This window comes from Methylocaldum sp. GT1BB, from assembly GCF_051027545.1.
Lineage (GTDB): Bacteria > Pseudomonadota > Gammaproteobacteria > Methylococcales > Methylococcaceae > Methylocaldum.
Map to the genome: position 1 here is coordinate 4,946,878 of NZ_CP194902.1, position 23,538 is coordinate 4,970,415.

General features: G+C 61.0%; 13 protein-coding genes. 9 read left to right on the forward strand and 4 right to left on the reverse strand.

From position 1 onward, the window contains the following. Positions 1-2 precede the first annotated feature (2 nt). A complete protein-coding gene (locus tag ACR2TX_RS23220; RefSeq protein ID WP_434113617.1) occupies positions 3-5,147 on the forward strand; it encodes a hypothetical protein in 5,145 nt (1,714 codons plus the stop codon). Positions 5,148-5,879: 732 nt separating this feature from the next. Here the strand turns inward: ACR2TX_RS23220 and ACR2TX_RS23225 are convergent. Next, a complete protein-coding gene (locus ACR2TX_RS23225) occupies positions 5,880-8,141 on the reverse strand; it encodes a TonB-dependent receptor family protein (protein ID WP_077728878.1) in 2,262 nt (753 codons plus the stop codon). Positions 8,142-9,115: 974 nt separating this feature from the next. Between ACR2TX_RS23225 and ACR2TX_RS23230 the strand changes: the two genes are divergently transcribed. Genes ACR2TX_RS23230 through ACR2TX_RS23240 form a run of 3 tightly spaced genes read left to right on the forward strand, consistent with a single transcriptional unit; the run spans position 9,116 to position 12,086 of the window. Next, the gene (locus ACR2TX_RS23230; protein WP_210023862.1) at positions 9,116-10,369 is read left to right on the forward strand and encodes a sugar ABC transporter substrate-binding protein; all 1,254 of its coding nucleotides are present in this window, start codon (positions 9,116-9,118) and stop codon (positions 10,367-10,369) included. An 8-nt stretch (positions 10,370-10,377) separates the two neighbouring features. After that, the gene (locus ACR2TX_RS23235; protein ID WP_434132540.1) at positions 10,378-11,250 is read left to right on the forward strand and encodes a carbohydrate ABC transporter permease; all 873 of its coding nucleotides are present in this window, start codon (positions 10,378-10,380) and stop codon (positions 11,248-11,250) included. Between the two features lie 2 nt (positions 11,251-11,252). Beyond that, positions 11,253-12,086, forward strand: coding sequence for a carbohydrate ABC transporter permease (locus ACR2TX_RS23240; protein ID WP_347258810.1), 834 nt, complete (start codon positions 11,253-11,255; stop codon positions 12,084-12,086). A gap of 36 nt (positions 12,087-12,122) precedes the next feature. On the opposite strand, the gene ACR2TX_RS23245 is transcribed toward ACR2TX_RS23240, so the two are convergent. After that, positions 12,123-12,407 carry a hypothetical protein gene (locus ACR2TX_RS23245; RefSeq protein ID WP_156880424.1) on the reverse strand — a complete coding sequence of 95 codons (285 nt, stop codon included), beginning with the start codon at positions 12,405-12,407 and terminating at the stop codon, positions 12,123-12,125. A gap of 56 nt (positions 12,408-12,463) precedes the next feature. Beyond that, entirely contained in the window at positions 12,464-14,563 is a 2,100-nt protein-coding gene (gene rocD, locus ACR2TX_RS23250; RefSeq protein ID WP_434130778.1) for an ornithine--oxo-acid transaminase, read from the reverse strand. 176 nt (positions 14,564-14,739) lie between these two features. Here rocD and ACR2TX_RS23255 point away from each other — a divergent pair, with 176 nt between their 5' ends. From ACR2TX_RS23255 to ACR2TX_RS23275, 5 genes are all read left to right on the forward strand, one after another. Further along, on the forward strand, positions 14,740-17,634 hold the full coding sequence (locus ACR2TX_RS23255) for a proline dehydrogenase family protein (RefSeq protein WP_434130779.1): 2,895 nt from the start codon (positions 14,740-14,742) through the stop codon (positions 17,632-17,634). Positions 17,635-17,964: 330 nt separating this feature from the next. Then, positions 17,965-19,050, forward strand: coding sequence for an inositol-3-phosphate synthase (locus ACR2TX_RS23260; protein ID WP_077728873.1), 1,086 nt, complete (start codon positions 17,965-17,967; stop codon positions 19,048-19,050). A gap of 10 nt (positions 19,051-19,060) precedes the next feature. Next, positions 19,061-19,858, forward strand: a complete 798-nt coding sequence (locus ACR2TX_RS23265) for a TIGR04290 family methyltransferase (protein ID WP_210023859.1) — start codon at positions 19,061-19,063, stop codon at positions 19,856-19,858. Positions 19,859-20,206: 348 nt separating this feature from the next. Then, positions 20,207-21,094 carry a glycosyl hydrolase gene (locus ACR2TX_RS23270; protein WP_086134553.1) on the forward strand — a complete coding sequence of 296 codons (888 nt, stop codon included), beginning with the start codon at positions 20,207-20,209 and terminating at the stop codon, positions 21,092-21,094. Beyond that, positions 21,094-21,705 (forward strand): histidine phosphatase family protein, encoded by a 612-nt coding sequence (locus tag ACR2TX_RS23275; RefSeq protein ID WP_434132542.1) that lies wholly within the window; start codon positions 21,094-21,096, stop codon positions 21,703-21,705. The genes ACR2TX_RS23270 and ACR2TX_RS23275 overlap by 1 nt, the downstream gene beginning before the upstream one ends. On the opposite strand, the gene ACR2TX_RS23280 is transcribed toward ACR2TX_RS23275, so the two are convergent. Then, on the reverse strand, positions 21,702-23,516 hold the full coding sequence (locus tag ACR2TX_RS23280; RefSeq protein ID WP_434130780.1) for a hypothetical protein: 1,815 nt from the start codon (positions 23,514-23,516) through the stop codon (positions 21,702-21,704). The genes ACR2TX_RS23275 and ACR2TX_RS23280 overlap by 4 nt on opposite strands. Positions 23,517-23,538: the final 22 nt, after the last annotated feature.

Sequence of the window (23,538 nt, forward strand, 5' to 3'; positions counted from 1 at the left end):
TCATGAAAGTCGGACGCGTTATCACAATTTTCGCTCTCATCCTGACCACCCTCGCGGGTGTCGGTTGCCGCCCCGCGAAAGACAACGGCGGGGACGCCCGTCACACCCGAGTCATCCACGCCGATGTCGTCGCAATCGAGCACGATATCCAGTACAACCGCTTCGGTTCCCACAACCCCTACGGCATGATTTACGCCCTTGAGCGCGATGTGGAAAGCAGCGATGGACAGCCCGAACTGCGGCCGGGCAAGGTCAGGCTGAAGTCGGTCAAGCGGGCCCGGCCTTTGGCACTTAGGGCGCACAAGGGAGACATTCTCGAAGTGACCTTCACCAATTTGCTGAGCCCCGAACGGCCCAAGCGACATCCCGACGATATCGAGGAAGAGGCGATCGAGGAAAAAGGCCATGCGGCCAACCAGGTCGTATCGGCGCATCGGACTGATTCCGACCCGTGCGCGCCAGCCGGCACGCCGCCGCCGCACGGGAATACCCCAACCACCCGCTGCGCCTCCATCGCACTTTCGGGTCTGCGGGTCGAAGCCGATGGCCACGATCCTGCCGCAACCGGTTTGCAGGGCATTCCTCCGGGGGCCACAATCACCTACCGTTGGCGCGCCGAGCGCGAGGGCACCTTTTTGTTCGCCAGTCTCGCCGCGCCGTCCGGGGGCGAAGGCGACGGCGGCTCGCTGGTACACGGCCTGTTCGGCACGGTGACGGTGGAACCGGAACGCAGCACCTGGTATCGCAGCGCGGTCCGCGCCGACGAACTCAAGGAAGCGAAACGGCAGGCCAAGGCACCCGCGCTGATCGAGTATGAAGCGCTCGACGAGCACGGCGATCCCGTCCTGAACCTGCTCAAGCCGCTTGGCAACGACCGGTTCGAACTGATCCACAGTCCCTTGGACGCCATCATCGTCGATCACGACAGCGGCAAGAGCGGCCGCGAATTCACGGTCACCTTCCATGATGAACTGAAGACCGTCTATCCCGAGGACTTCCGCATTCTCGCCACCAACCCGCAATTGGCGGGGGTGCGAGACGGATTTGCCATCAACTACGGCGCGAGCGGCATGGGCACCATCTTGTTGGCCAACCGCCTGGGCAAAGGACCGGCCAAGGATTGCGTCGACTGCCTTTACGAAGAATTTTTCCTGCAATCCTGGGCAAACGGCGATCCCGCGCTGCTGCCTCAGTACGAGGACGATCCGTCCAACGTCCATCACAGCTATCTCGGCGATCCCGTGCTGTTCCGCAACTCGCACGCCGGCCCGAAGGAAACCCATGTGTTCCACCTGCATGCACATCAATGGGAATCCAGTCGAAGCGGGTATTCCAATTATCTCGATTCGCAGACCATCGCACCGCAACAAAGCTTTGCCTACGCCATCGCGCACGAGGCCAGCGGCAACCGCAATCTGGCGCCGGGCGATTCGATCTTCCACTGTCATCTCTACCCGCATTTCGCTCAAGGCATGTGGGGGTTGTGGCGCGTCCACGACGTTTTCGAGGACGGCACGCGCCGTCTGCCCGATGGAGAACGGGGACCCGGCACCGATCCGAGAACCGGCGTCGCCACGGGCGGCACCCCTATTCCGGCAGTGATTCCCTTGCCTGAGCTCGCCATCGCGCCCGCTCCGACTTATGCGGAAGATCCCGATCCGAGCAAGCGCATAGCCCAATCCTTTCCAGGCTTCCCTTTTTACATTCCCGGTCAGGCCGGACACCGTGCGCCGCAGCCTCCGCTCGACATCGTCGAAAACGGCGGTCTTGGGCGGCACCTTGTAACCGGCGGCGAGCGGGAATTCAACGGCGGGCGAACCGCCGCGGAACAGTTGGCGAACGCCGACATGACCGCGCATATCACCCGCGCGAATCTAATTCTGTTGCCCGAAGCGGGCACCGCATTGGAAAAAGCGGCGATGGCTTTCCATGAACACGCCGCCGGTTACCCGAGCCGGACGCCGGAGGGCCGGGATGCGGTATTCCGGGTCAACGGCAAAGCGCGGCGGCCCGGCGCGCCTTTCGCCGACCCGTGCGGCGAGGATCCCACGGCGCCGATTCGGCGTTACCGCGCTTCGGTGATCGATCTGGACATTCAAACCAACGAACACGGCTGGCATGACCCGCAGTCACGCATCAATGTTCTGGACCGGGACGTTGCTCGTTACGAAGGCAAAAAAACCGCCGCGGCCGAGCCATTCTTCTTCCGTGTGGAATCGGGCGAGTGCGTGGAGTTCCTGCATACCAACCGTGCCGGTGCCACGGTGAGACGCGACGATTTCCAGGTCGCCACGCCTACCGACACCATCGGTCAACACATCCATCTGGTCAAATTCGATGTCCTCGCTGCGGACGGCTCGGGCAACGGCTTCAATTACGAGGATGGCACACTGGCCTGGGAAGCGATCAAGGAGCTGTCCGAAGCCAGCCGCTTCGGCGTGGTGAAGGATCACCTCGGCCAAATCAAGCCTAAGCCTCGCGCCAAGACCAACAAGCAGGGCCGTCCGGTGTTTCAGACCACCATCCAGCGCTGGTGGGCGGATGCCCACGACCATAAGGACGGCGACGGCACGCTGGGCACGGTATTCACGCACGATCACTTCGCGCCGTCCTCGATTCAGCATCACGGGTTTTACAACGCCATGCTGGTCGAACCCAAGGGCTCGGTTTGGCGTACCCCGGACGGTACCGACATGAAAACGGGCAAGCGGCGATTACCCGGCGGAAATGAGCAGAACGTCGCCGGCGCCAGCCGCGATATTGCCTGCCGCGCCCCCGTCACCGAACCGGAGCGTACATGCCGCGAATCTTTCGCGGTCGGCTCGCGCGGCATGGTGGTCAAGGCGGAAGCCAGGGAAAAGCATCCCGACACGCGCGAATTCGCCCTGGCCATCGCCGATTTCGCGTTGCTCTACGATGCCGGGCAAACGCAAGGTCCGGCTCTGCCGGAAGGCATGGCGGGCAAGGTGAACACCACGGTGGAGGACTATTACGTCGCCTACCGCAAGCTGCACGGCTATCCCGTCGATCCGCCGGCCATGCCCGAGGCGATTTCCACCGACCACCACAATCCCTATCTGGTCAATTACAAACACGAGCCCATCCCGCTGCGTATCGGCGAACGCGACAGCCCCGCAAGCGGCAGTCATTTTTCAAAGCTCAAGCCCGGCGAATGCGCAGGGCATCTGGACGACCCCGAAAGCGCGCGCCCGGCGCTGTGTCGCCCCAGCGATCTGGCTTATGTCTTTAGCTCCTCGGCACCGCATGGCGATCCCTTCCTGAAGCCCTTCAGGGCCTATGAGGGCGACCGGGTTCAATTGCGCGTAATCCAGGGGGCGCAGGAAGTCCAGCACGGTTTCACCGTACACGGGCTGGCCTGGCGAAGGGAAGCGAAGAACCCGACTGCCCCCTGGATCAATGCCCAGGAAATCGGAATTTCCGAACATTTCGAGATGGACACGGTCAATCTGGCTAACATCGGCGCCGGACTCGGTACCGCCGACTACCTCTTCCACTTCGGCACTCAGGACGACTTGTGGAACGGCAGTTGGGGACTGTTGCGCGCTTTCGCCAGCCCTGAAGTTTTCGACCCGGCGGCATGCGAGGACGAGCATGGCGTGCTGAAAGTCGGACAAGTCGATTTGCTCGAAGCCAGCGCGCCGGACAAGGATGCGGCACAGCGCAAGCCCTTCATTGACAAACTCCGGCAGGCCGGCTGCGCCGCCCAGCCGGTCGCGCGGCAGCACCTCGACGGGCCGAACAGTTGCCCGGACGGCGGGCGTAGCGACGATCATTGCGCGCTGGCGGTTCTGGACGACAATACCGACGGCAGGATAAGCGATCCCCAAGCGGGACAATTGGTGGCCGGTGACGGTTGTCCCCGGAATGCACCGCGGTCTGAATACGCTATAGAAGCTTGGCAAGTGAAGGACCTGCTGGGCGAGAGGGGAATGCGCTACGACGATGTCCACGGCCTGGATGACCCGGACGGTCTGGTTTTCGTTCCGGCTGGCGATGTCGAAGCGATTCGCAACGGCAAGCCTTTGACGCCACTCGTGCTTCGGGTCAAGGCAGGACATTGCGCGGTGGTGAAGCTGACCAATCACCTGGGGACGCGCCTGTCGGACCGTCCGGGCGACGCACTCATGCCGCGCATCACTCAAATCAATGTGGACGAGCACAACGAGGGCTTGCTGGACGCGCCGCCGTCAAACCGTGTCTCGCTCCATCCGCAGCTGGTGGCCGTGGACGTCAATGCCGGAAACGGCGCAGTCGCGGGTTTCAACCGCATCGATAAAGCGCTGGCGGTCCCAGGCGAAACGCGAACTTACAACTGGTTCGCGGGCCGGGTGAATATCGACCGGAAGGGCGGCAAGGTCGAAAGCCTCGTCATCGAACCCTTCAATGAACCGCTCGCGGCGGGATTGAATTCCCACGGCGACGTCATCGGCCATGGCACGCACGGTCTGATCGGCGCGCTCATTATCGAACCGGCCGACGCCAAGTTGTTCGACCCCGAGGATTTTTACGTGGACTCGCGAGGCCGGCCCCACGGTACCGAAATTCCTTTCGAACGAGCCTCCGGTCTCTCGGCCGTGGTCTGGGAGGATGACACCAAGAACTATGCGCGGGAATTCGTCGTGGTCTATCAAGACGGGCTGAATCTGCACAAGAACGGACAGCCCGTTCCCGACTGCCGCATCTGCGACGATTCCTATGATCTCGGCGAGCAAGGCATCAACTACCACAGTGCGCCTTTCTGGGTGCGCATGGGACTGGATCCACACCCGAATGCGCATGGTCAGGAAACCCAGGACCTCAATGACAACGTCTTCGCGAACGACTTCTTCACCGATGATCGGCAACCCTTAGCCTTCGTCGATTTCGAAGCCAAAGCGGATGAGCGCTTGCGTTTCCACGTGGTCCATCCGGCCGGCCGCGCCCGTCAGCACAGCTTCCAACTGTACGGGCATTCGTTCAAGGACGACGTCCCGAATTTCGGTTCCCCCTGGTCGCGCTTGGTGACGCCCGGGGTGACGCTCACGGCGGAAGTCGAACGCGCGAAGCCCGGAATTTGGCTCTATCGGGACGGTCCGGCTCATCTGTTCGCCGGGGGTACCTGGGGGCGGCTGGTGGTCAGGGACTAGAGCATTTTCCGATTCGGTGTCAGAGCGCCCGATAGGTAGGTCGGCAATCCCTTCCCAATCGCAAACGGTCGCTTTAGTCGCGACCCTTCCAATCGCAAACGGTCGCTTTAGTCGCGACCCTTCCAACAAAATCCTTTGCCGAGCCGATAAGTCGGCAAGGGATTGCCGACCTACGTTCTTCCCGCCCGACACGAAGCCGTACACCGGGATGAAAAACGCTCTAAGGAGCGGTCGTGGCAGCGGAAAGGAGTTTGACGAAATGGCGCGGGATAGCGGCAGGATCGTGATGCATTGGCATTACCCCCTGCCGCGGAGCTTGGGAAACGGACCACCTGCGATGGCTCGGACACGGCCTTGGCGTGCTTCGGAGATAAACCTACGACTCCCCCTTCGCTGGACTTTGACTGTAAGCGAACGAGCCGTGGCAATGGAGACCCCGGCGGAGTAATTGCCGCCGGATGCGCGATTCATTGTACTTTTGACGGGAAGCGACGGCGGGGCATTCAAGCCAGTTTGCCGCGATTTCGCGGCAGGCTGCACGGATCCCGTCGTTATGTCCGCTCTGCGTACCCCCTATGGCATCCTTTTGGTCCGAAGACTCCCCCGCGCCACAAACATGAAGGCAGGAATAAGCAGTAGGCCGGCAATCCCTTGCCAATGCGCGGGTCTGTGAAGCTCGGTTTCGTCGGAAAAGGCTTCCCGGCCTGCTAACACACCGAACCGCAAAATGCTCTAAATGTCGAAATCCAGCTCGAAGCCGCCGTAGGCGAATAAAGGCATGCCGGGGCGTGGACCGTGCGGCTGTCGTGACACGATGTATTCCTCGTCCGTCGCATTCTGGACGCCTGCCAACACCTTTACGCCCTTGGTGAGTTGATAGTAGCCGGAGATATCGAGAAGGACAAAGTCGTCGGTCTTGCCGAAGCGGGCATCCGGTTGGCCTGCGCCGTTGACTTGTTCGCTGGTGTTGCTCGCGCTGGTGTATGTTTCGCCGACATAGTTAACTACGACGTCCACCCCCCAATGGTCGAAGTGCAGGCCACTGCCGAAGCTGAGCGTGTACTCGGGAATATAGGGTACGCGGTTGCCTTCCTTGCCGAAGCTGAAAATCGATTCCGGGTTGGTAGAGGCGGCATCGTTCAGCTGCACCGCGTCGGTATAAGTGAATGACAAAAAGTAAGGATTGCGGAAACCCCATGCGAAAGCGTCGCCGGCATCGAAATTCAGAGCCAGTTCGACGCCGCGGCTGTCGACTTTGCCGAAGTTTTGATTCGCATCGCTGCCGGTGCCGCCTATGCTGTCGATAACCAATAAATTCTCGAACTGCGTATAAAATCCGATAACTTCGGCGGAGAACGCACCGTGGGTATAGCGTCCACCGAGTTCATAGGCGTTACTGGTTTCTTCCTTAAGCTTGTCAACCACGGCATCCTGGGGACCTGGCGGCGAAAACCCACGATGAACACTAGTGAACATCATGAAGTCTTCGTTAAAACGATAATCGAGACTCGCGCCTCCGGCATACATATCGAGAGAGCTGCTGCCGTTATTCGCAGGCGACAGGTTGTTCTTATATGTCTGATACAAGTGCTCGTAACGGATACCCGGAGTAAAACCCCATTTCCCCCACTCGATGCGGTCCTTCAGGAAAAAGGCATAAGCATTGGTCAAGCCTTTTCTGTCGTCTTGGCTTCCCGGCGCACCGACGGTCTTGCCGATAATCGTTCCATCCGCCGCCTGGTTATAGAGAGTATCGTGCTGAAACCGGGTTTCCTGGTCCTCGTGATAACGGAATCCCCCACTGAGCTCGTGATGTGTGGCGCCTAAATCAAGACGATAATTCGCAACTGTTTCAACACCGCCCAAATAATAACTGCGGTTGTTGTCACGCACTCTCAAATTACACGCGATGTTCCCTTTCAAACAGTCGAGACCCAGACCGTTCCTGGCGCCCGCCAGGGCGGCGGATAGATCCATATTGCCCGTTACCCCGCCCCTGAGATCGTTCAACTTTTGCCAATTCCTGTTGAATTCGCTGTAGTAAGCCGTCGTGACAATATCCAAATTCTCGGTCGGAGAAATGAAATAACGAGCAAATCCTCTAAAGTGCTCGGTTTCTATATTATCGAAGCGCGAGGCCGAATACCGCCGATAAGGATCTTTCCTGAAATCGTTGTCGCTCAAGCCGAGATAGGTTTCATCGGCATCCATATTCGAATAGCCGAACTTGACCTCGAGCTTTTGGTAGATATCCGTGTTGGGTTCCCAGGACAAACGCACCATCGGCTCGACCTGTTGAAATCCGGTTTCGTCGCCATTGCGGAAATCGGGTGTTTCATCAATAGTCTTGAACCCGTCCGAACCGCGGTAAAAGCCTTCTACCAAGTAACCGAAACGGCCGTTTTCCGTGCTCAAGGTATCGCCAACAAAACCGTGCGTTCTGACTTCGTTATAACTGCCGTAGAGAAATTTCAGATAGGCCTTGCCGCTGTCCGGAATCGGAGTTGACAAATAGTTGAGCACCCCGCCGGTGATATGCGGACCGTATTTGATTTGACTCGAGCCTTTCAAGACTTCAATTCCGCTCATGCGTCCGGCAGCGGGCGAAAAATATGCGGCGGGTGCGGAATAAGGTGCCGGCGCGGTTAAGACACCGTCTTCCATCACGGTAATCTTGGCACTTCGGGTCGTGTCGACGCCGCGGAAACTGATGTTGGGAAATAATCCGAAACCATCCTCCTCCCGGATGTTGACGCCGGGCACGCGACGTAAAATGCGGTTGACGTCGCTGTAACTTTGATCGCGAATTTCCGAAGTGTCGATGTATTGCGCTGAAGCCGGCATATCCCTGGCTTGCTCCTCGCTGCCTACGACCTGGATCGTGCCGAGGCTTGCCGGTGGCGCAGCTTGATCATCTGCCTGAACCTGTGACGCCAGGTTCACCGAAAGACAGGCCAATGACAATGGCCCAACGATTCGCTTGGATAGCAACATACCTTCCCCCAAAGGTTTTAATCAGTGCCTGCGCTAAGAAACTCGCTTAAACGGCATGGCTTCACTGTATATCTAAGATTAATGATAATCAATCTCTTTTTGAGAACTATTACGACGTTGAACAGTAAATCAATCTCTGATCGGAGAAGGGGGCTTTTTCCGGCCTCGTTCCTCAATCGGCACACGCGCGGGCTATGCCGAAACTCGGCAAGTTGTCGGGGGCAAACCGTCTCGCCGTGCGGGCCTGGTGCTGTGGTAAATTGACGATCGGCTGCTTTCTAAAAGTAACGATCCACCGGCAAAGCCGGTGGCTTTCGACGGCTGGCCCCTCAAAGGGGCCTGACCGCCATCGGGCAAAAGCCATGTCGTCACCCCGGCAGGGAAGGGGTCGACTAAAGGCCCGTTTGCGATTGGAGTGCCGGGGTCCAGTGACCACGGATGGTTTCGACCATTCACAATCCCTGTGAACTGGATTCATGCCGGGCGATCCTGCCCGGCACCCTTCGGGCGCGATGCGTGCAAACCGGCTGTCCTGCCGGTTTGTCCGGCACAAATTTGCCCGGAGCAAATTTGGACGTGCGCAGCACGGTCCGAAGGACGAACCCCAAGGACGGGGTGAGCAATCCCTGCCGGAAGGGGCGTTCTGGCGCTCCCAGAACGCCCGTTTGCGATTGGAATGACGGCCCAGCGAAATTGGGACAATACCTGACTCCCGGAAATGTCAAACTCTGCGAGTCCCCCGACAGAGCCGCACTGCCGTTAAGTTAAGACGAATGACGTCACCCCGGCAGGGAATGCCGGGGTCCAGACGCCAAGGACGGCAAAGGCCTCTCACTTCCTTGTGCACTGGATTTCGGCAATCCCTGCCGGAATGACGGCTTAACTTAATGGCATTGCGGCAGAGCCGGGGGTTTTCCCGCGATAAATAAACAAACAATGAATACCGTGTCTCGACACCTGCCGGAAAACCTTACGTGCGCCTGATCGGTTTTTTGTTGATGCCCGCCCTGCTTGGCGCGTGCGGTGGGGACAGGGAAAAAACCGTTCTCGAATTCTGGGCCATGGGGCAAGAAGGCGAGGTGGTTCAGTCTCTGATGCCCGAATTCGAGCGGCTCCATCCGGAACTTCAAGTCAAGGTTCAGCAAATTCCCTGGAGCGCGGCTCACGAAAAGCTGTTGACCGCCTATGCGGGCGACGCGATGCCCGATGTCTTTCAGTTGGGCAATACCTGGATTCCGGAATTCGTCGTTCTGAAAGCCGTCGACAGTCTTGACAATAGGCTGACGGCCCAACAACGGGAGGATTATTTCGAGGGCATCATCGAAACCAACGAAATCGACGGACGGCTTCACGGTCTGCCTTGGTATGTCGATACCCGCCTGCTCTTCTACCGTACCGATATTCTGGTCAAGGCCGGTTTTTCGGCGCCGCCCAAGACCTGGAACGAATGGCTCGCGGCGATGGCGGCAATCGCGGCGTTGCCCGGTGGAGACCGCTACGGGCTGCTCTTGCCCATGAACGAATGGCAGGTCCCGGTGATCCTCGCGCTGCAAATGGGGTCAGAACTGCTCCGCGACGAGGCCCGGTTCGGCAATTTCCGGAGCGATGCCTTTCGCCAGGCTTTTCGTTTTTATCTCGACATCTTCCGCCGGGGGTATGCACCCGCCGTATCGGAAGCCCAGATCGCCAATCTTTATCAGGAATTCGCCAGCGGCTATTTCGCGATGTATGTCACCGGGCCCTGGAATATCGTCGAGTTCGAACACCGGCTTCCGAAGTCCATGCAAGGCCGGTGGGCCACCGCGCCGATGCCGGCTCCCGATGAGAGTTATCCCGGCGTTTCACTGGCCGGCGGCGCCAGTCTCGCGATCGCCCGAAGTTCCAGCCGTAAAGATCAAGCCTGGAAGCTGATCGAATTTCTCTCCGAACCCGAACAACAGCTTGCCTTTTACCGTCTGACCGGCGACCTCCCCGCCCGCCGCTCCGCCTGGCTGCACCCCGATCTGGCCACAGCGACTCGCACGCAGGCCTTCAAGACGCAGTTGGAGCGGGTGGTGTCCACGCCGAAAATTCCCGAATGGGAACGCATCGCCAGCAAAATCGCCCATTATACGGAAAAAGCAGTGCGCGGCGAATTGACCGAGGAGCAAGCCTTAGCTGCCCTGGACAAGGACGTAGACCGGATTCTCGAAAAGCGTCGCTGGCTGTTGCGGAAACGGGCGCCATGAAAACCCCGCTGTTACCGGCGAATACCGCCTTCTGGTTCCTTGCGCCGGCCTTGATCCTGATCGTCGTCTTCTTTTTCCTGCCGGTCGCGGCGTCGCTGCTGCTCAGCTTTACCGATTTCGACATCTACGCCCTCGGCGACCACGAACGGCTGCGCTTTGTGGCGCTCGACAACTATCTTCGGTTGCTCGGCGACCCCTTGTTCTGGACCGCGCTCAAGAACACCCTGTATTTCGTGCTTGTAGGCGGCCCGTTGTCGGTGGCCGTGTCGCTGGGCGCGGCGCTCTTGGTCAACCACCGCCTGGTCCGGTTCAAGGGACTGTTCCGCTCGCTGCTGTTCCTGCCGGTCGTCACCACCCTGGTGGCGATAGCCGTGGTCTGGCGCTATCTCTACCATCCCCGCTACGGCTTCTTGAATTATCTGCTCGGACTGCTCGGGCTCGATACCGTCGACTGGCTGGGCGACCCCGACTGGGCCATGCCGGCCATCATCCTGATGGCGATCTGGAAGAATTTCGGCTTCAACATGATCATCTTCATCGCCGGGCTGCAAAGCATTCCGGTCCGTTTGTACGAAGCCGCGGTGATCGACGGCGCGAGCACCTGGCGCCAATTCCGCCACATCACCTTGCCCATGCTGGCGCCGACCTTCGTCTTCGTCACCGTCATCACGATGATCGGCTACTTCCAGCTTTTCGCCGAACCTTACGTGATGACCCAGGGCGGTCCCGCCAACAGCACCCTGAGCGTGGCGCTCCTGATGTTCCAGGAAGGTTTTCGCTGGTGGAATCTCGGCTACGCGGCGGCGGTGGCCTTCACGTTGTTTCTCATCATTCTGACGGGGACAGTGTTGCAGTTGAGATTGAGGCGACGGGAAATCTGACAGTGGCCGTATTTTCCGAAAAACCGATCAAGACACTGCTGCTTCACCTCGCGCTGATCGCGGCGGTGATCGCGACTCTGTTCCCGCTGTTCTGGATGGTTTCCGTGTCCTTGATGTCTTCGGCCGAGGCGAACCGGTTCCCGCCTCCGCTGCTGCCGGCAGCGCCGACGCTGGAACATTACCGGATGCTGTTCTCCCGCTTGAATCTCGCCGCCTATCTCCTGAACAGCACGCTGATCGCCACATCGGTCACCGTGCTCTCCCTGCTGCTCAATTCCATGGCGGGCTACGCCTTCGCCAAGCTGCGGTTCAAGGGACGCGACCGCCTGTTTCGTCTGCTTCTGGCCTCCATGGTGATTCCGGCGCAGGTCGCCATGCTGCCCTTGTTCCTGATGCTTAAAGAGATGGGGCTGGTGAATACTTACAGCGGCGTGATCGTACCCGGCATGGCGAGCATTTTCGGCATTTTTCTGATCCGGCAGTATGCCCTGTCGATTCCGGACAGCCTGCTGGATGCCGCCCGCATCGACGGCGCTGGCGAATTCCGGATCTACCGGACCCTGGTTCTGCCGCTCTGCAAGCCTATCCTGGTCACCCTGGCCATCTTCACTTTCATGGGCACCTGGAACGACTTCATGTGGCCGCTCATCATCCTGACCGACAGCGATCTTTACACGCTGCCGGTCGCTCTCGCCAATCTTCTAGGCGAACACGTGCAAGACGCCGAACTGATGATGGCCGGCTCGGTGCTCACCGTGCTGCCGGTGATTCTTCTGTTTCTCGTCCTCCAGAAGTACTACATCGAAGGACTGGTATTGGGAAGCGTCAAGGAATGACCTTGCGCCGTACGCCCTCGTGCGGCGTCAAACCGGCTAAGAGCGGTCAGGAAAGGCTCGGAAGTCTAGTTTGAATCCCGCCTGCACCAGTCTCGGCGAACCCGGCGATATGCCGCGGGTGCGATCAACGATGTAGTTCTGGTCGAAGAGGTTTTTCACGCTGACGAACACGTCGGTATTCAAGGGCTTGATCCGATACGTGGCCGCGAGCTTGACGATGGCGCAGTCCTCGATCTTGCCGAACTGCCCGCTCGGACTGGGCGTTCCATCGGGATTGACCTGCCCTTCCGCATTGTGGACATCGCTGAACTGATCGGCCATGAGCACCGTTTTCCAAGTGGAATTGGAAAAAGCGCAAAGACCGGAGCCGCATGCTTTTACCCCTTGCCGGGACAATTGCGTTCCAGATCTCGAATGACGGTCTCGAGCATCTCCACCGCCCACTCGACCTCCTTGCGTTCGATGACCAGAGGCGGTGCGAATCGGATGACGGTTTGATGGGTCTCGCGGGTCAGAATCCCGTGCTCCATCAGCCTCATACAGAACTCGCGGCCGGAGAAACCTGAGTTAAGTTCCAGACCGATGAACAAACCTTTGCCGCGGACCTCGCGAATCAGAGGGCTCCTCAAAGCGCGCAGCCCTTCGAGAAAATGGGCGCCGAGCTCGTCCGAGCGCTCGGCCAACCCTTCCTCGACGATCACATTGAGCGCCTCCAGCCCGACCGCCGCGGCCAGAGGATTGCCGCCGAAGGTGCTGCCGTGATGGCCCGGGCCGAAAACGCCCATCACCTCGCGGCTCGCCAGAAATGCCGACACCGGCAGCAAACCGCCTCCCAACGCCTTGCCGAGAATCAGGCCGTCGGGTTTCACGCCTTCATGCTCGGAAGCCAGGAATTTGCCGGTTCGGCCAAGCCCCGTCTGAACCTCGTCGCACAGCAGCAAAACCTTCCGCTCCCGGCAAATCCGGGCGCATTCGGCGAGATAACCCGCCGGCGGGACGACGATGCCGCCCTCTCCCTGGACCGGCTCGACCAGAAACGCCGCCGTGTTCTCGGTAATCGCATCGGCCAAGGCCGCGGAATCGCCGTACGGAATCAGTTTCAAGCCCGGCGGAAACGGCCCGAAGCCTTCGCGGTAGCCGGGCTCGGATGAAAGACCGACGATCGCGATGGTCCGCCCGTGGAAATTGCCTCGACAGGCGATGATTTCGGCGCTATCGGGAGCCACGCCCTTGACCTGATACGCCCACTTGCGGGCGGCTTTCAGCGCGGTCTCCACGCCTTCGGCGCCGGTGTTCATCGGCAGCGCCATGTCCTGTCCGGTCAGCTCGCAAGCCCTCTTGAGGAAAGGCGCGAGCCGGTCGCTGTGGAAGGCGCGCGAGGTGATGGCCAGCCGCTTCGCCTGCTCGGTCAAGGTTCGGATCAGGCGCGGATGGGCATGACCATGGCTTGCGGCGGAATAGGCGCCCATCATGTCCAGATAGCGTTTCCCTTCGACGTCCCAAAGGTAGACGCCTTGTCCTCGGGTCAAAACCACCGGCAAGGTGTCGTAGTTGTGCGCGCCATAGCGTTCGGTGATGCTCAGAACGTCTTCCGCTCGCGCGGCTCGCTCGGGAACCACGGCAGCCAGCAAGAGATCGCTGGCCAGATAGACCGTGGCACGGTTCCTATCGCGGGGCGGGTCGAATTCCACGATTTCGATGCCGAGAAAGTCCGGATTGCCCTGGAGCATGGCCAAAGCGCCGATCATTTCCTCGCCGGAAATGCCGCCCGCCACCGGCGTCGTGACCCCAGGCGCGTCCTTCGGATCGATGGCGTCGAGATCGAGGGTGACGCCGAAGCCGGCCGTATCGGATTGGACGATGGACAACGCTTCCTCCATGACATTGTTCAGTCCGCGCCGAAGGACTTCGCCCAAATAGAAGATCCGGACGCCGAGCCTTTCCAGCAGAGCATGCTCGGCCGGCTCGAAGCTATGGACGCCGATCAGGCAAACATGCCGGGGAAACAGCTTCGGGCCGAATCCGCCCAAATTCACCAGAGACGGTTCGCCGAAACCGAGGAGGCACGCGAGAGGCATGCCGTGCAATGCGCCGCTGGGGCTCGTCTCCGGCACATGGCTGTCCATGTGGGCGTCGATCCAGATCAGCCCCAACGGGCCTCGTTCGGCCAAAGCCGCCGCCGCACCAGTCCAGGAGCCTACGGCACAAGAATGGTCATCCCCCAATACGGCGAAAAATTCGCCGGCTCTCAGGGCGCTCTCGGTTTCCTGTGCCGCTCGTTCGCAGAGATCCGCCACCTTGGGCACCTTGTCCAGTATTCGGTGCGGATGGAGAATCGTTTGCCAGGCGGCCGAAACGCCCCGGCTTCTCAGCCTCCGATCCAAGCCCAGAAGGCGCAAGGATTCCGGCCCCGTTTCGGCGTCGCGGTCGAAGGCCACGCCGATCAGTCGTATCGGTTTTAAGGTTTTGTCGTCCATGAGAGATGATCCGGAAAGCATTGGAATAGCCTCCAATCTATCACACTCATGCCACTTCCCCTTAGAGACGATTTGCTGCACTCTGTTCCTTGTCGGAGACGCCCGCTGCGGCTTCCGCCATGGAACTATCATCGCGGGTGAGGTCCGAATTCGTTGGGCAACTCTGAGGTAGGGTCATGAACGACACGGCTTTCGAGCGAAGGGTCCGCGACATCGGCGAAAACCTTTACCGTTTGGCCGGAGAGTCGCCGCCGTCCTTATTCGACCCGCGGGGCCTGAGAGGGCGCGTGTTGATGCGGGCCATGCATGACGAAGGCTTACGCGCCGCGCTGTTCCAATTCGTCGACGTGTTGCCGGTACTGGAAACCGATCGGGAACTGGCCCGCCATTTTCAGAACTATCTGGCGCCTCATGCCGATCGGCTTCGGGGACTGTGGGGCCGCATGTTCAAGCTGGGGGGCCATTCCTTCAGCGGTTTTGCACTGCGCCGCGCCGTGTCGCGCCTTGCGCGTCAATTCGTTGTCGAGGAGCAAGAAGATCGCCTGAACCGAGCGCTGGATACCATCTCCCGGATACCCGCGGCCGTTACCGTCGACGCCGTGGGCGAAGCTGCCTTGAGCGAAAGGGAATGCGATATTTATCTGGGCCGATACTTGTCGCTGCTGGACCTTCTGGCGGCGAACCGCTTGCCGCTCGGACATCCGCCGATTCATATCTCCGTCAAGCTCTCGGCTCTGACCGCCCACTTCGATCCGCTCGACTACGCCGGCGTGCGCCGCCGGGTATTCGCCCGGCTGGAGCCCTTGGTGGCCAAGCTTCGCGAACTTGGAGCCGGCATGACGGTGGACATGGAGCATTACGAACTCAAGTCCTTGACGCTCCGCCTGTTCCGCGACCTGGTCGAAAGCGAGGGAGATGACGGCTGGCATCCCGGCATCGCGCTGCAAGCTTATCTTCCGGAGACCGCGGACGATCTCCGAGAACTGATCGACTGGGCGGAGCGGGAAAAACGCCGGATTTCCGTGCGTCTGGTCAAAGGCGCGTACTGGGACACGGAAGTGGCTCTTGCGGAGCAGCGCAACTGGCCGGTGCCGGTGTTTCTCGACAAATCGGCTACCGACGCCCAGTTCGAATCGCTGCTCGATCTCTTGTTCCGGCATGCAGATGCTGTCTATCCCGCCGTGGGCAGCCATAATCTTCGGAGTCTCGCCTACTCCATCGCGTCGGCGTCCCGGCAAGGTCTTTCCACGGCCGACTGGGAGGTCCAGATGCTGTACGGCATGGCCGAGCCCTTGCGCCACGCCGTCGCCGCATCCGACATCGCGCTCCGGGTTTATCTCCCCACGGGAGAGCTGATTCCGGGCATCGCCTATCTGATCCGGCGCTTGATGGAAAATACCGCCAACACGTCCATTCTGCGGCAAACCTATGTCGAAGGCGCCGATTTGGACGACCTTCTGGCGGCGCCCGACCCGCACGAACCCGGAACCGAAACACTTTCTCCCGCCTTTCTCAATGCCCCGTTAAAGGACTTCAGCCACGACCGGGTTCGCCAGGAATTCCGAAGGTCGCTGGCGGCGGTGCGTACGAAACTGGGCGCGACCTACCCGCTGGACATGGCCGGCGTTCCGCCGCAGGGCGCGGAGCTGGAAGTATCGAGAAATCCGGCGCGACCGTCCGAGATTCTGGGACATGTGGCGGTTGCCGATGTCACCCATGCCGAGCGCGCCGTCCGCAATGCGTACCGCGCATTCCCCGGCTGGCGCGACACGCCCGCCGCCGCTCGGGTCGCGCTGTGCCGGCGGGCGGCGGACATCATGGACGCTCGCCGCGGCGAACTGGCCGCCTGGCAGGTTCTGGAAACGGGAAAGAATTGGCGCGAGGCCGACGCGGACGTGGCGGAAGCCGTCGACTACTTGCGCTATTACCCCTACCGGATGGAGCAACTGGCCGGTTGGCGGCCCACCCGCTGCTTTCCCGGCGAGCCGAATCATCTTCGCTACGAGCCGCGCGGCGTCGCCGCCGTGATTCCGCCCTGGAATTTCCCTCTGGCGATTCTCACCGGCATGACCGCGGCGGCGCTGGTCGCCGGCAATACCGCTATCGTGAAGCCGGCGACACCCGCCAATCTCGTCGCCCACGGATTCAAGTCCGTCCTCGACCAGGCCGGTTTTCCGCCCGGCGTGTGCCAGCTCCTGCCGGGGAGCGGCGCAACGGTCGGGCGGTATCTGGTCAAGCATCCGGACGTTCATGTCATTGCATTTACCGGCTCCAAGACGGTGGGCCTGGAGATTCTTCGGGAGGCGCACACGCTCGCGCCGGAGCAACGGTACATCAAGCAGGTGGTCTGCGAAATGGGCGGCAAGAACGCGATCATCGTCGACGAGGACGCCGATCTGGACGAAGCGGTCGCCCAAACCTTGTACTCCGCGTTCGGCTACCAGGGCCAGAAATGCTCGGCCTGCTCCCGTCTCATCGCCGTCGGCCGGGTTCACGACCGGCTGGTGAAACGGCTGACGGAAACCCTCGACAGCTACGACTACGGTCCGCCGGAAGATCCGGCATTTCTTTTCGGACCGATGATCACCCGCGATGCGCAGCAGAAGGCCATGAGCTATATCGAGCTCGGCCGGACCGAGGGTCGCCTTCATTATCTCGGACGCGTTCCCGCGGACGGTTTCTATTGTCCGCCCGCCATAATCACCGGCATCGAGTCCCATCACCGTTTAGCGCGGGAGGAAATCTTCGGCCCCGTGCTGGCCGTGCTGCGCGCGCCCACCTTCGAGGCCGCGCTCACGCTGGCGCTGGAATCGGACTACGCTCTGACCGGCGGCGTTTTTTCGCGCCTTCCGGAACATCTCGATCTCGCGCGGGAACGGTATCGCGTCGGCAATTTGTATCTCAACCGCCGCACCACCGGCGCGCGCGTCGGCGTACAGCCCTTCGGCGGCACCCGGCTTTCGGGAACCGGCGTACAGGCCGGCGGCCCCGACTATCTCAAGCAGTTTCTGTGGACTCGGGTGGTGAGCGAGAACACGCTGAGGCACGGTTTCGTTCCAAACATCGAGTAGGTCGGGAATCCGTTCCCGACGAAGGTTGTAGGGCGGGTTAGCGTACTCGCGTAACCCGCCTTTTCGCGGCGTACGGCGGGTTACGGCCTGTCGGCCTAACCCGCCCTACCCAGCTCGTAGGGCGGGTTAACGGAGTGAAACCCGCCGTACGCCGCGAAACTTCTTGCAAAAATTAATCTCGAAAAATATATTCGAACCGGGATCTACTTTCCTCCGGCGCTTCCGGCAATGAATGCCGTCCCTGCGCCTATTCCAGGGAGGAAACCGCGGCCATAACCGGACGGTCTCGTAGGCCGCTCCCGATCTGCCAGACATGCTCAAGGAGAGAGTATGCATCGCAAGAAGGTAAGGATCGCCATCGTCGGCGTAGGCAATTGTGCATCCTCGCTGGTCCAGGGCGTCGAGTTCTACCGCAAGGCGAAGAACGGCGATGCCGTCCCTGGCCTGATGCACGTCAACCTCGGCGGCTATCACATTTCCGATATCGAGTTTTCCGCCGCCTTCGACATCAATGTGAGCAAGGTCGGCAAGGACCTGTCCGAAGCCATTTTCGCGGAGCCGAACAACACATACCGGTTCTGCGAAGTCCCCGAAATCGGCGTCGAAGTCCGCCGCGGCATCACGCTCGACGGCCTCGGCAAATATCTCAGGGAAGTCATCGAGGAATCGCCCGATCCGCCCTCAGATATTGCCCAGGTCCTCCGCGATACCGCCACCGACGTGGTCGTCTCCTATCTTCCCGTCGGCGCCCAAAAGGCTACCGAGTTCTATGCCGAGCAGGCTCTCGAAGCCGACTGCGGCATGGTCAACTGCATTCCCGTGTTCATCGCCTCGAACCTCCGCTGGCGCAAGCGTTTCGAGGAAAAAAACCTTCCTCTCATCGGCGACGACATCAAATCGCAGGTGGGCGCCACCATCGTCCACCGGGTGCTGGCGAATCTCTTCCGCGAGCGCGGCGTCCGGCTGGACCGCACCTATCAGCTCAATTTCGGCGGCAACACGGACTTTTTGAATATGCTCGAACGGGAACGGCTGGAGTCCAAGAAGCTCTCCAAGACCCGCGCCGTGACCAGCCAGCTCGACCATGCCCTGTCCGACGCCGAGGCCCACGTCGGCCCCAGCGACTACGTGCCCTGGCTCACCGACCGCAAGTTCTGCTACATCCGGCTGGAAGGCACGACCTTCGGCAACGTGCCGCTGCACGGCGAACTCAAGCTGGAAGTCTGGGATTCGCCCAATTCCGCCGGCGTGGTCATCGATGCGGTGCGCTGCGTCAAGCTGGCGCTCGATCGGGGCATCGGCGGAGCGCTGATCGGACCGGCCGCCTGGTTCATGAAATCCCCGCCCGAACAGTTCACCGATGCCGAAGCCCGTGCCCGTACGGAGGCATTCATACGCGGCAAGGCGCCGCGTTGACGGAGTCGCCATGATCGAACCCACCGAAACTCACGGGACCACCGTCTGGACCCGCGACCGCATCGAGCGGCGCGTCCGCGAGCTGGGCGAATGGTTCCACAACCTCGACCTCGACGGCGTACATACCGCTCCCGATCATTTCCTCGGAGATTATCCCGCCGTCAAGTGGCGGCAATTCGCCGACGCGCTTCCCGCCGATTTGAGCGGCCGATCGGTGCTCGACATCGGCTGCAACGCGGGTTTCTACGCCATCGAGATGAAAAAGCGCGGTGCCGAGCGGGTCGTCGGCATCGACTCGGACGAGGATTATCTGGCCCAGGCCCGCTTCGCGGCCGAGGTCAAAGGGCTCGACATCGAATTTCGCCGGCTGTCCGTCTACGACATCGCCGACCTCGGCGAAACCTTCGGTCTGGTGATCTTCATGGGCGTGTTCTATCACCTGCGCCACCCCTTGCTGGCGCTGGACCTGATCCACGAACACGTCGCCCGCGACCTGCTGCTGTTCCAGTCCATGCAGCGCGGCAGCCCGGAGATCGAGGCGGTAGGACGGGACTACGGCTTCGAGGAACGGGATGTCTTCGACCGGCCAGGTTTTCCCAGGATGCATTTCATAGAACACCGCTATTCCGGCGATCCCACCAACTGGTGGATTCCCAACCGCGCCGGCACCGAAGCGATGCTGCGCAGCGCGGGCTTCGATATCCTCGACCGTCCGGAGGAGGAGGTCTACGTCTGCCGCAGGACCGAACTGAACCTGGAAGACTGGGATCATCGGGCGGTCTATCCCTGTCGCGGGAGAAAACCGTAGGCCGGAATAAGCATTGGCGGTTTGCCGGGAACGGTATACCTTTCGAGCCTACGAAAAGTCGCCGGCGAAAAATCGTCGGTCGGCCGTCCCTGGCGGATGAATCCGCTGGATGGGGCATTGCGTCGGGAAGGGGCTGGCCGGCGCTCCCGGCCAGGCCGTTTGCGATTGGAAAGGATTCCCGACCTACACAGTGGCACGGTTGCAGGGCGGCAATCCCTCGCCGACGGCTCCACTTGGCCGACCGATGGCGTCGGGAAGGCTCGCCCTAGCGCTCCCAAGACGACCGTTTGCGACACCCCAAAAGGAACGAGGCTTTTGCGACCCGCTACAGCTTTGCGGAGGGAAATCATGATCGAAGCAGTGATGCTCTGGAACGAACCCAACAATAAATCCCACTGGGATTTCGAGATCGACCAGGACTGGAGTCTTTTCGCCGAAATGGTGAATCTCACGGCCGATGCCCTGCACGAGGAACATCCGAAACTCCCGGTCGTCCTCGGGGGCATCTCTCCCATCGATCCCTTGTTCATGGAACGGATGAAAAACTACGGCGTCATTCCGCGCATGGATGCCGTGGCCGTCCACGGGTTTCCGCTGGACTGGAACCACTGGCAGATTCACGAATGGCCCGACAAGCTGAACGAAATTCGCAGCGTCGTCGACGACAAGCCCATCTGGATTTCCGAGGTCGGCGTCTCCAGCTTCGGCGCCGAGGAAGTACAGGAATTCGGGCTCAAGCGAACCGCGGAACTGCTGCTGGAGCAGGCGCCGCGGATTCACTGGTACAGCCTTTACGACCTGCCCAGAGCCTGGCCCGCCACGACCCGTCACCGCGAGGCCGAAGGCTCGTCCTATTACCGCCATTTCTACATGGGCCTGCTGCGGGAAGACGGCATGCCCAAACGCGCTTTTCGGCATTTCTACGAGTATGCGCCGGAAATGGGCCTGTGCCAGTGGTTTCATTTCGAGGACCACCGGCTCGACGACGCCGTGCGAATCATGAAAGATTTGGGCGTCACCTATCTCCGTACCGGCCTGAGCTGGGCCGACCGTTTTCGGCCGAACGCACTCGATTGGTTCGACCGGCAGATGCGGGCGCTCGAACCCTTCCGGGTAACCGTAACCTACTGCTTCACCCCCGAGCACCGCGGCATCAACGCCCACCACACCAGCCCGCCGCAACGCGTGGAGGAATTCGCCGAATTCTGCGTCGAAATGACCCGGCGCTACGCGTGATGACCACGTTTCTGCTGATTCGCCACGGTGCGCATCTCTTGGGCGGCGACACCATCGCCGGCCGAGCGCCGGGCGTGCACCTCAGCGAACTCGGCCGGGACCAGGCCGCCGAGATGGCAGGACGCGTCGCCGGTCTACCGGTTTCCGCTCTCTACTCGAGCCCGGCCGACCGAACCCGCGAGACGGCCGAATTCTTGTCCGAACGGCTCGGCCTGCCGGTTCAACCCCTCGAAACCCTCCACGAGATCGATCTCGGCGACTGGACCGGAAGGAAGCTCGAAGATCTCCGCCGTCTGGAAACCTTTGGCCGATGGAATAGTTTTCGCAGCGGGACACGCGTCCCCAACGGCGAAGCGATGGTCGAGACGCAAGCCCGCATCGTCGGCGAAATGCTCCGCCTGCGCGAAAAACACCCGGACGACTGCATCGCCCTGGTGAGCCACGGCGACGTGATCAAAGCCGCTCTCGCCTATTTTCTGGGCGTGCCTTTGGATCTTTTCAGCCGCATCGAGATCGGACTGGCCTCGGTCAGCATCGTCGCCATCTTCGACCATGGCCCGTGGGTGCTTTGCGTCAACAATACGGGCAGCGAATTACCCATGCCTTACTAAGCGAGAATTCGAAACAGTTGCGACTCGTAGAAATCGCCGGCGCGAAGGAGCCGCCGCTGCTCGCTCGGATCGCTCATGCCGGCGCAGATCGCGCACTGTCCCAAGCGAAACGCGGCATAGGCCGCGCAGTAAAAGGCCAGCGTCCCCGGTGTAGGCAACTCGCCGCCCGCATCGGCGAACGCACTCAGCAAAGGCCGGACGGTTTCGCTATCGAGCCGCCATTCGACCGTCGCGCCCGCCAAGTCCCAAATCAGGGGCTGACGTCCGATTACCGTATGATCCGTCGAATGCCCGGCGCAATCGACCTTGATCAGCCTCCCGTCGATCGAGCGTATCCACTCCTCGGGTGCCAGCCGCCCATCGCCGTAGGCTGGCCATGGATGCTCCGGGACCAACCCGTTCCACCGTAGCGTACGCGTTGCCAAGGCCTCTCCCAGACTTTCCCGAGTGTTCCAGTACAACATCTCTTTGAGCCGCTCCAGCGATGTCCTTTGCTCGGAAATCGAAAGCGCGGTACCGGCCGCATCGACGATGTAGCGCCCGATTCGATCCAGAACAGCGGTATTGCATTGATCTATTTGAAGCGGCTTGCCTTCGATCCAGAGCCTCGCCACGAAACCGTGGGCGGAATCCAGAGGAGCCAGGGTCCATCCGCGTTGAGCCAGCCATGCCATGCTATCCCTGACCGCCTCCGCCCCGCCGGCCAGTCCTTCGAATTTCCACAGCACCGACGAGCCGTCACGCCGCACCACCCGATATTTGGCCCGCTCGAATGCGACGAACGCCGCCGGCCATTCCTGCTCATGCCGATAGACGGCATGCCGCCACATCCCGCCGCTCAGATCGTCCACCCGAACGGCCGGGCCGCTGCGATATGCCAGCTCTTCCGCTAGCGGCCGGCCCTGCCAAGCCATTTCGCTCGGCCCGACGACATACCTCGGCGTATCGCTCCACCACCTCCGCACGTCTTCGGTTCCGGCGTTTCCGGGGCCGCGGTCATGTCCCGGAAAAAAGCCGATTCCGGATCGATCGAGTCCCGCTTCGACCAGCGCTTGAGCCGCGGCCGCCATCGACGAGCCGGATAGCCCGGGCCCTTCGTCGACGACCAATCCGAAAACCGCTCCTTGAACCGCCTCGCGAGGAATCGCCGCGCGCCGCGCATACGGGTGCCCCGACGGCCTGACCGTCAGCCGTCGCACGTTCCATCCGGCTTGAGCCAGCTCCCGCGCCACCACCGCCGAAAGACTGGTCCCGATGCTGCGAATGCCGACCACCACCGCCCGCCGCGAATCGGAATCCGCATGATTGCGAACCCATAATCTCGCGGCTTGGGCGTATTGCTCCGGATAGAGCGCGTAGAATGCAAATCCTTCCGGCACTTTGACGCGCACCGTCAAGTCCGCCGGCAGTTCGAGTTGGGCGAGCGCTTCTTGGAGTGGCCCGAGATCGGAATCGTGGAGAAACGCGTCGGCGGCGAGATCGGTGACGCTCATGATGCGTTCTACGAGCGTGTCGTTTTCCACCCGGTCGGCCAGGGCTTGCTCCAGTTGTCCCGCGTCGATCAGCAGCCTTCGGCGGGCGTCCCGTCCTTCGCCCGCCGCATACTGTGGCGCCGTATCCGCTTGCCCATCCATTGCGTCGGGAAAGGATTCCCGACCTACTCGGCGGCATCGATCGGTAGGTCGGCAATCCTTTGCCGACGAATCCGTTCGATCCGGCGCATGGCCGCTCGCACGGTCGGCCCATTGCCGAACCCGGCCGAGCGTGGCGGTAACAGGCTCTTCGTAGCTTGGGTCGCCATAAACAATCATATTTTCTTGGACCGTGCCGCAC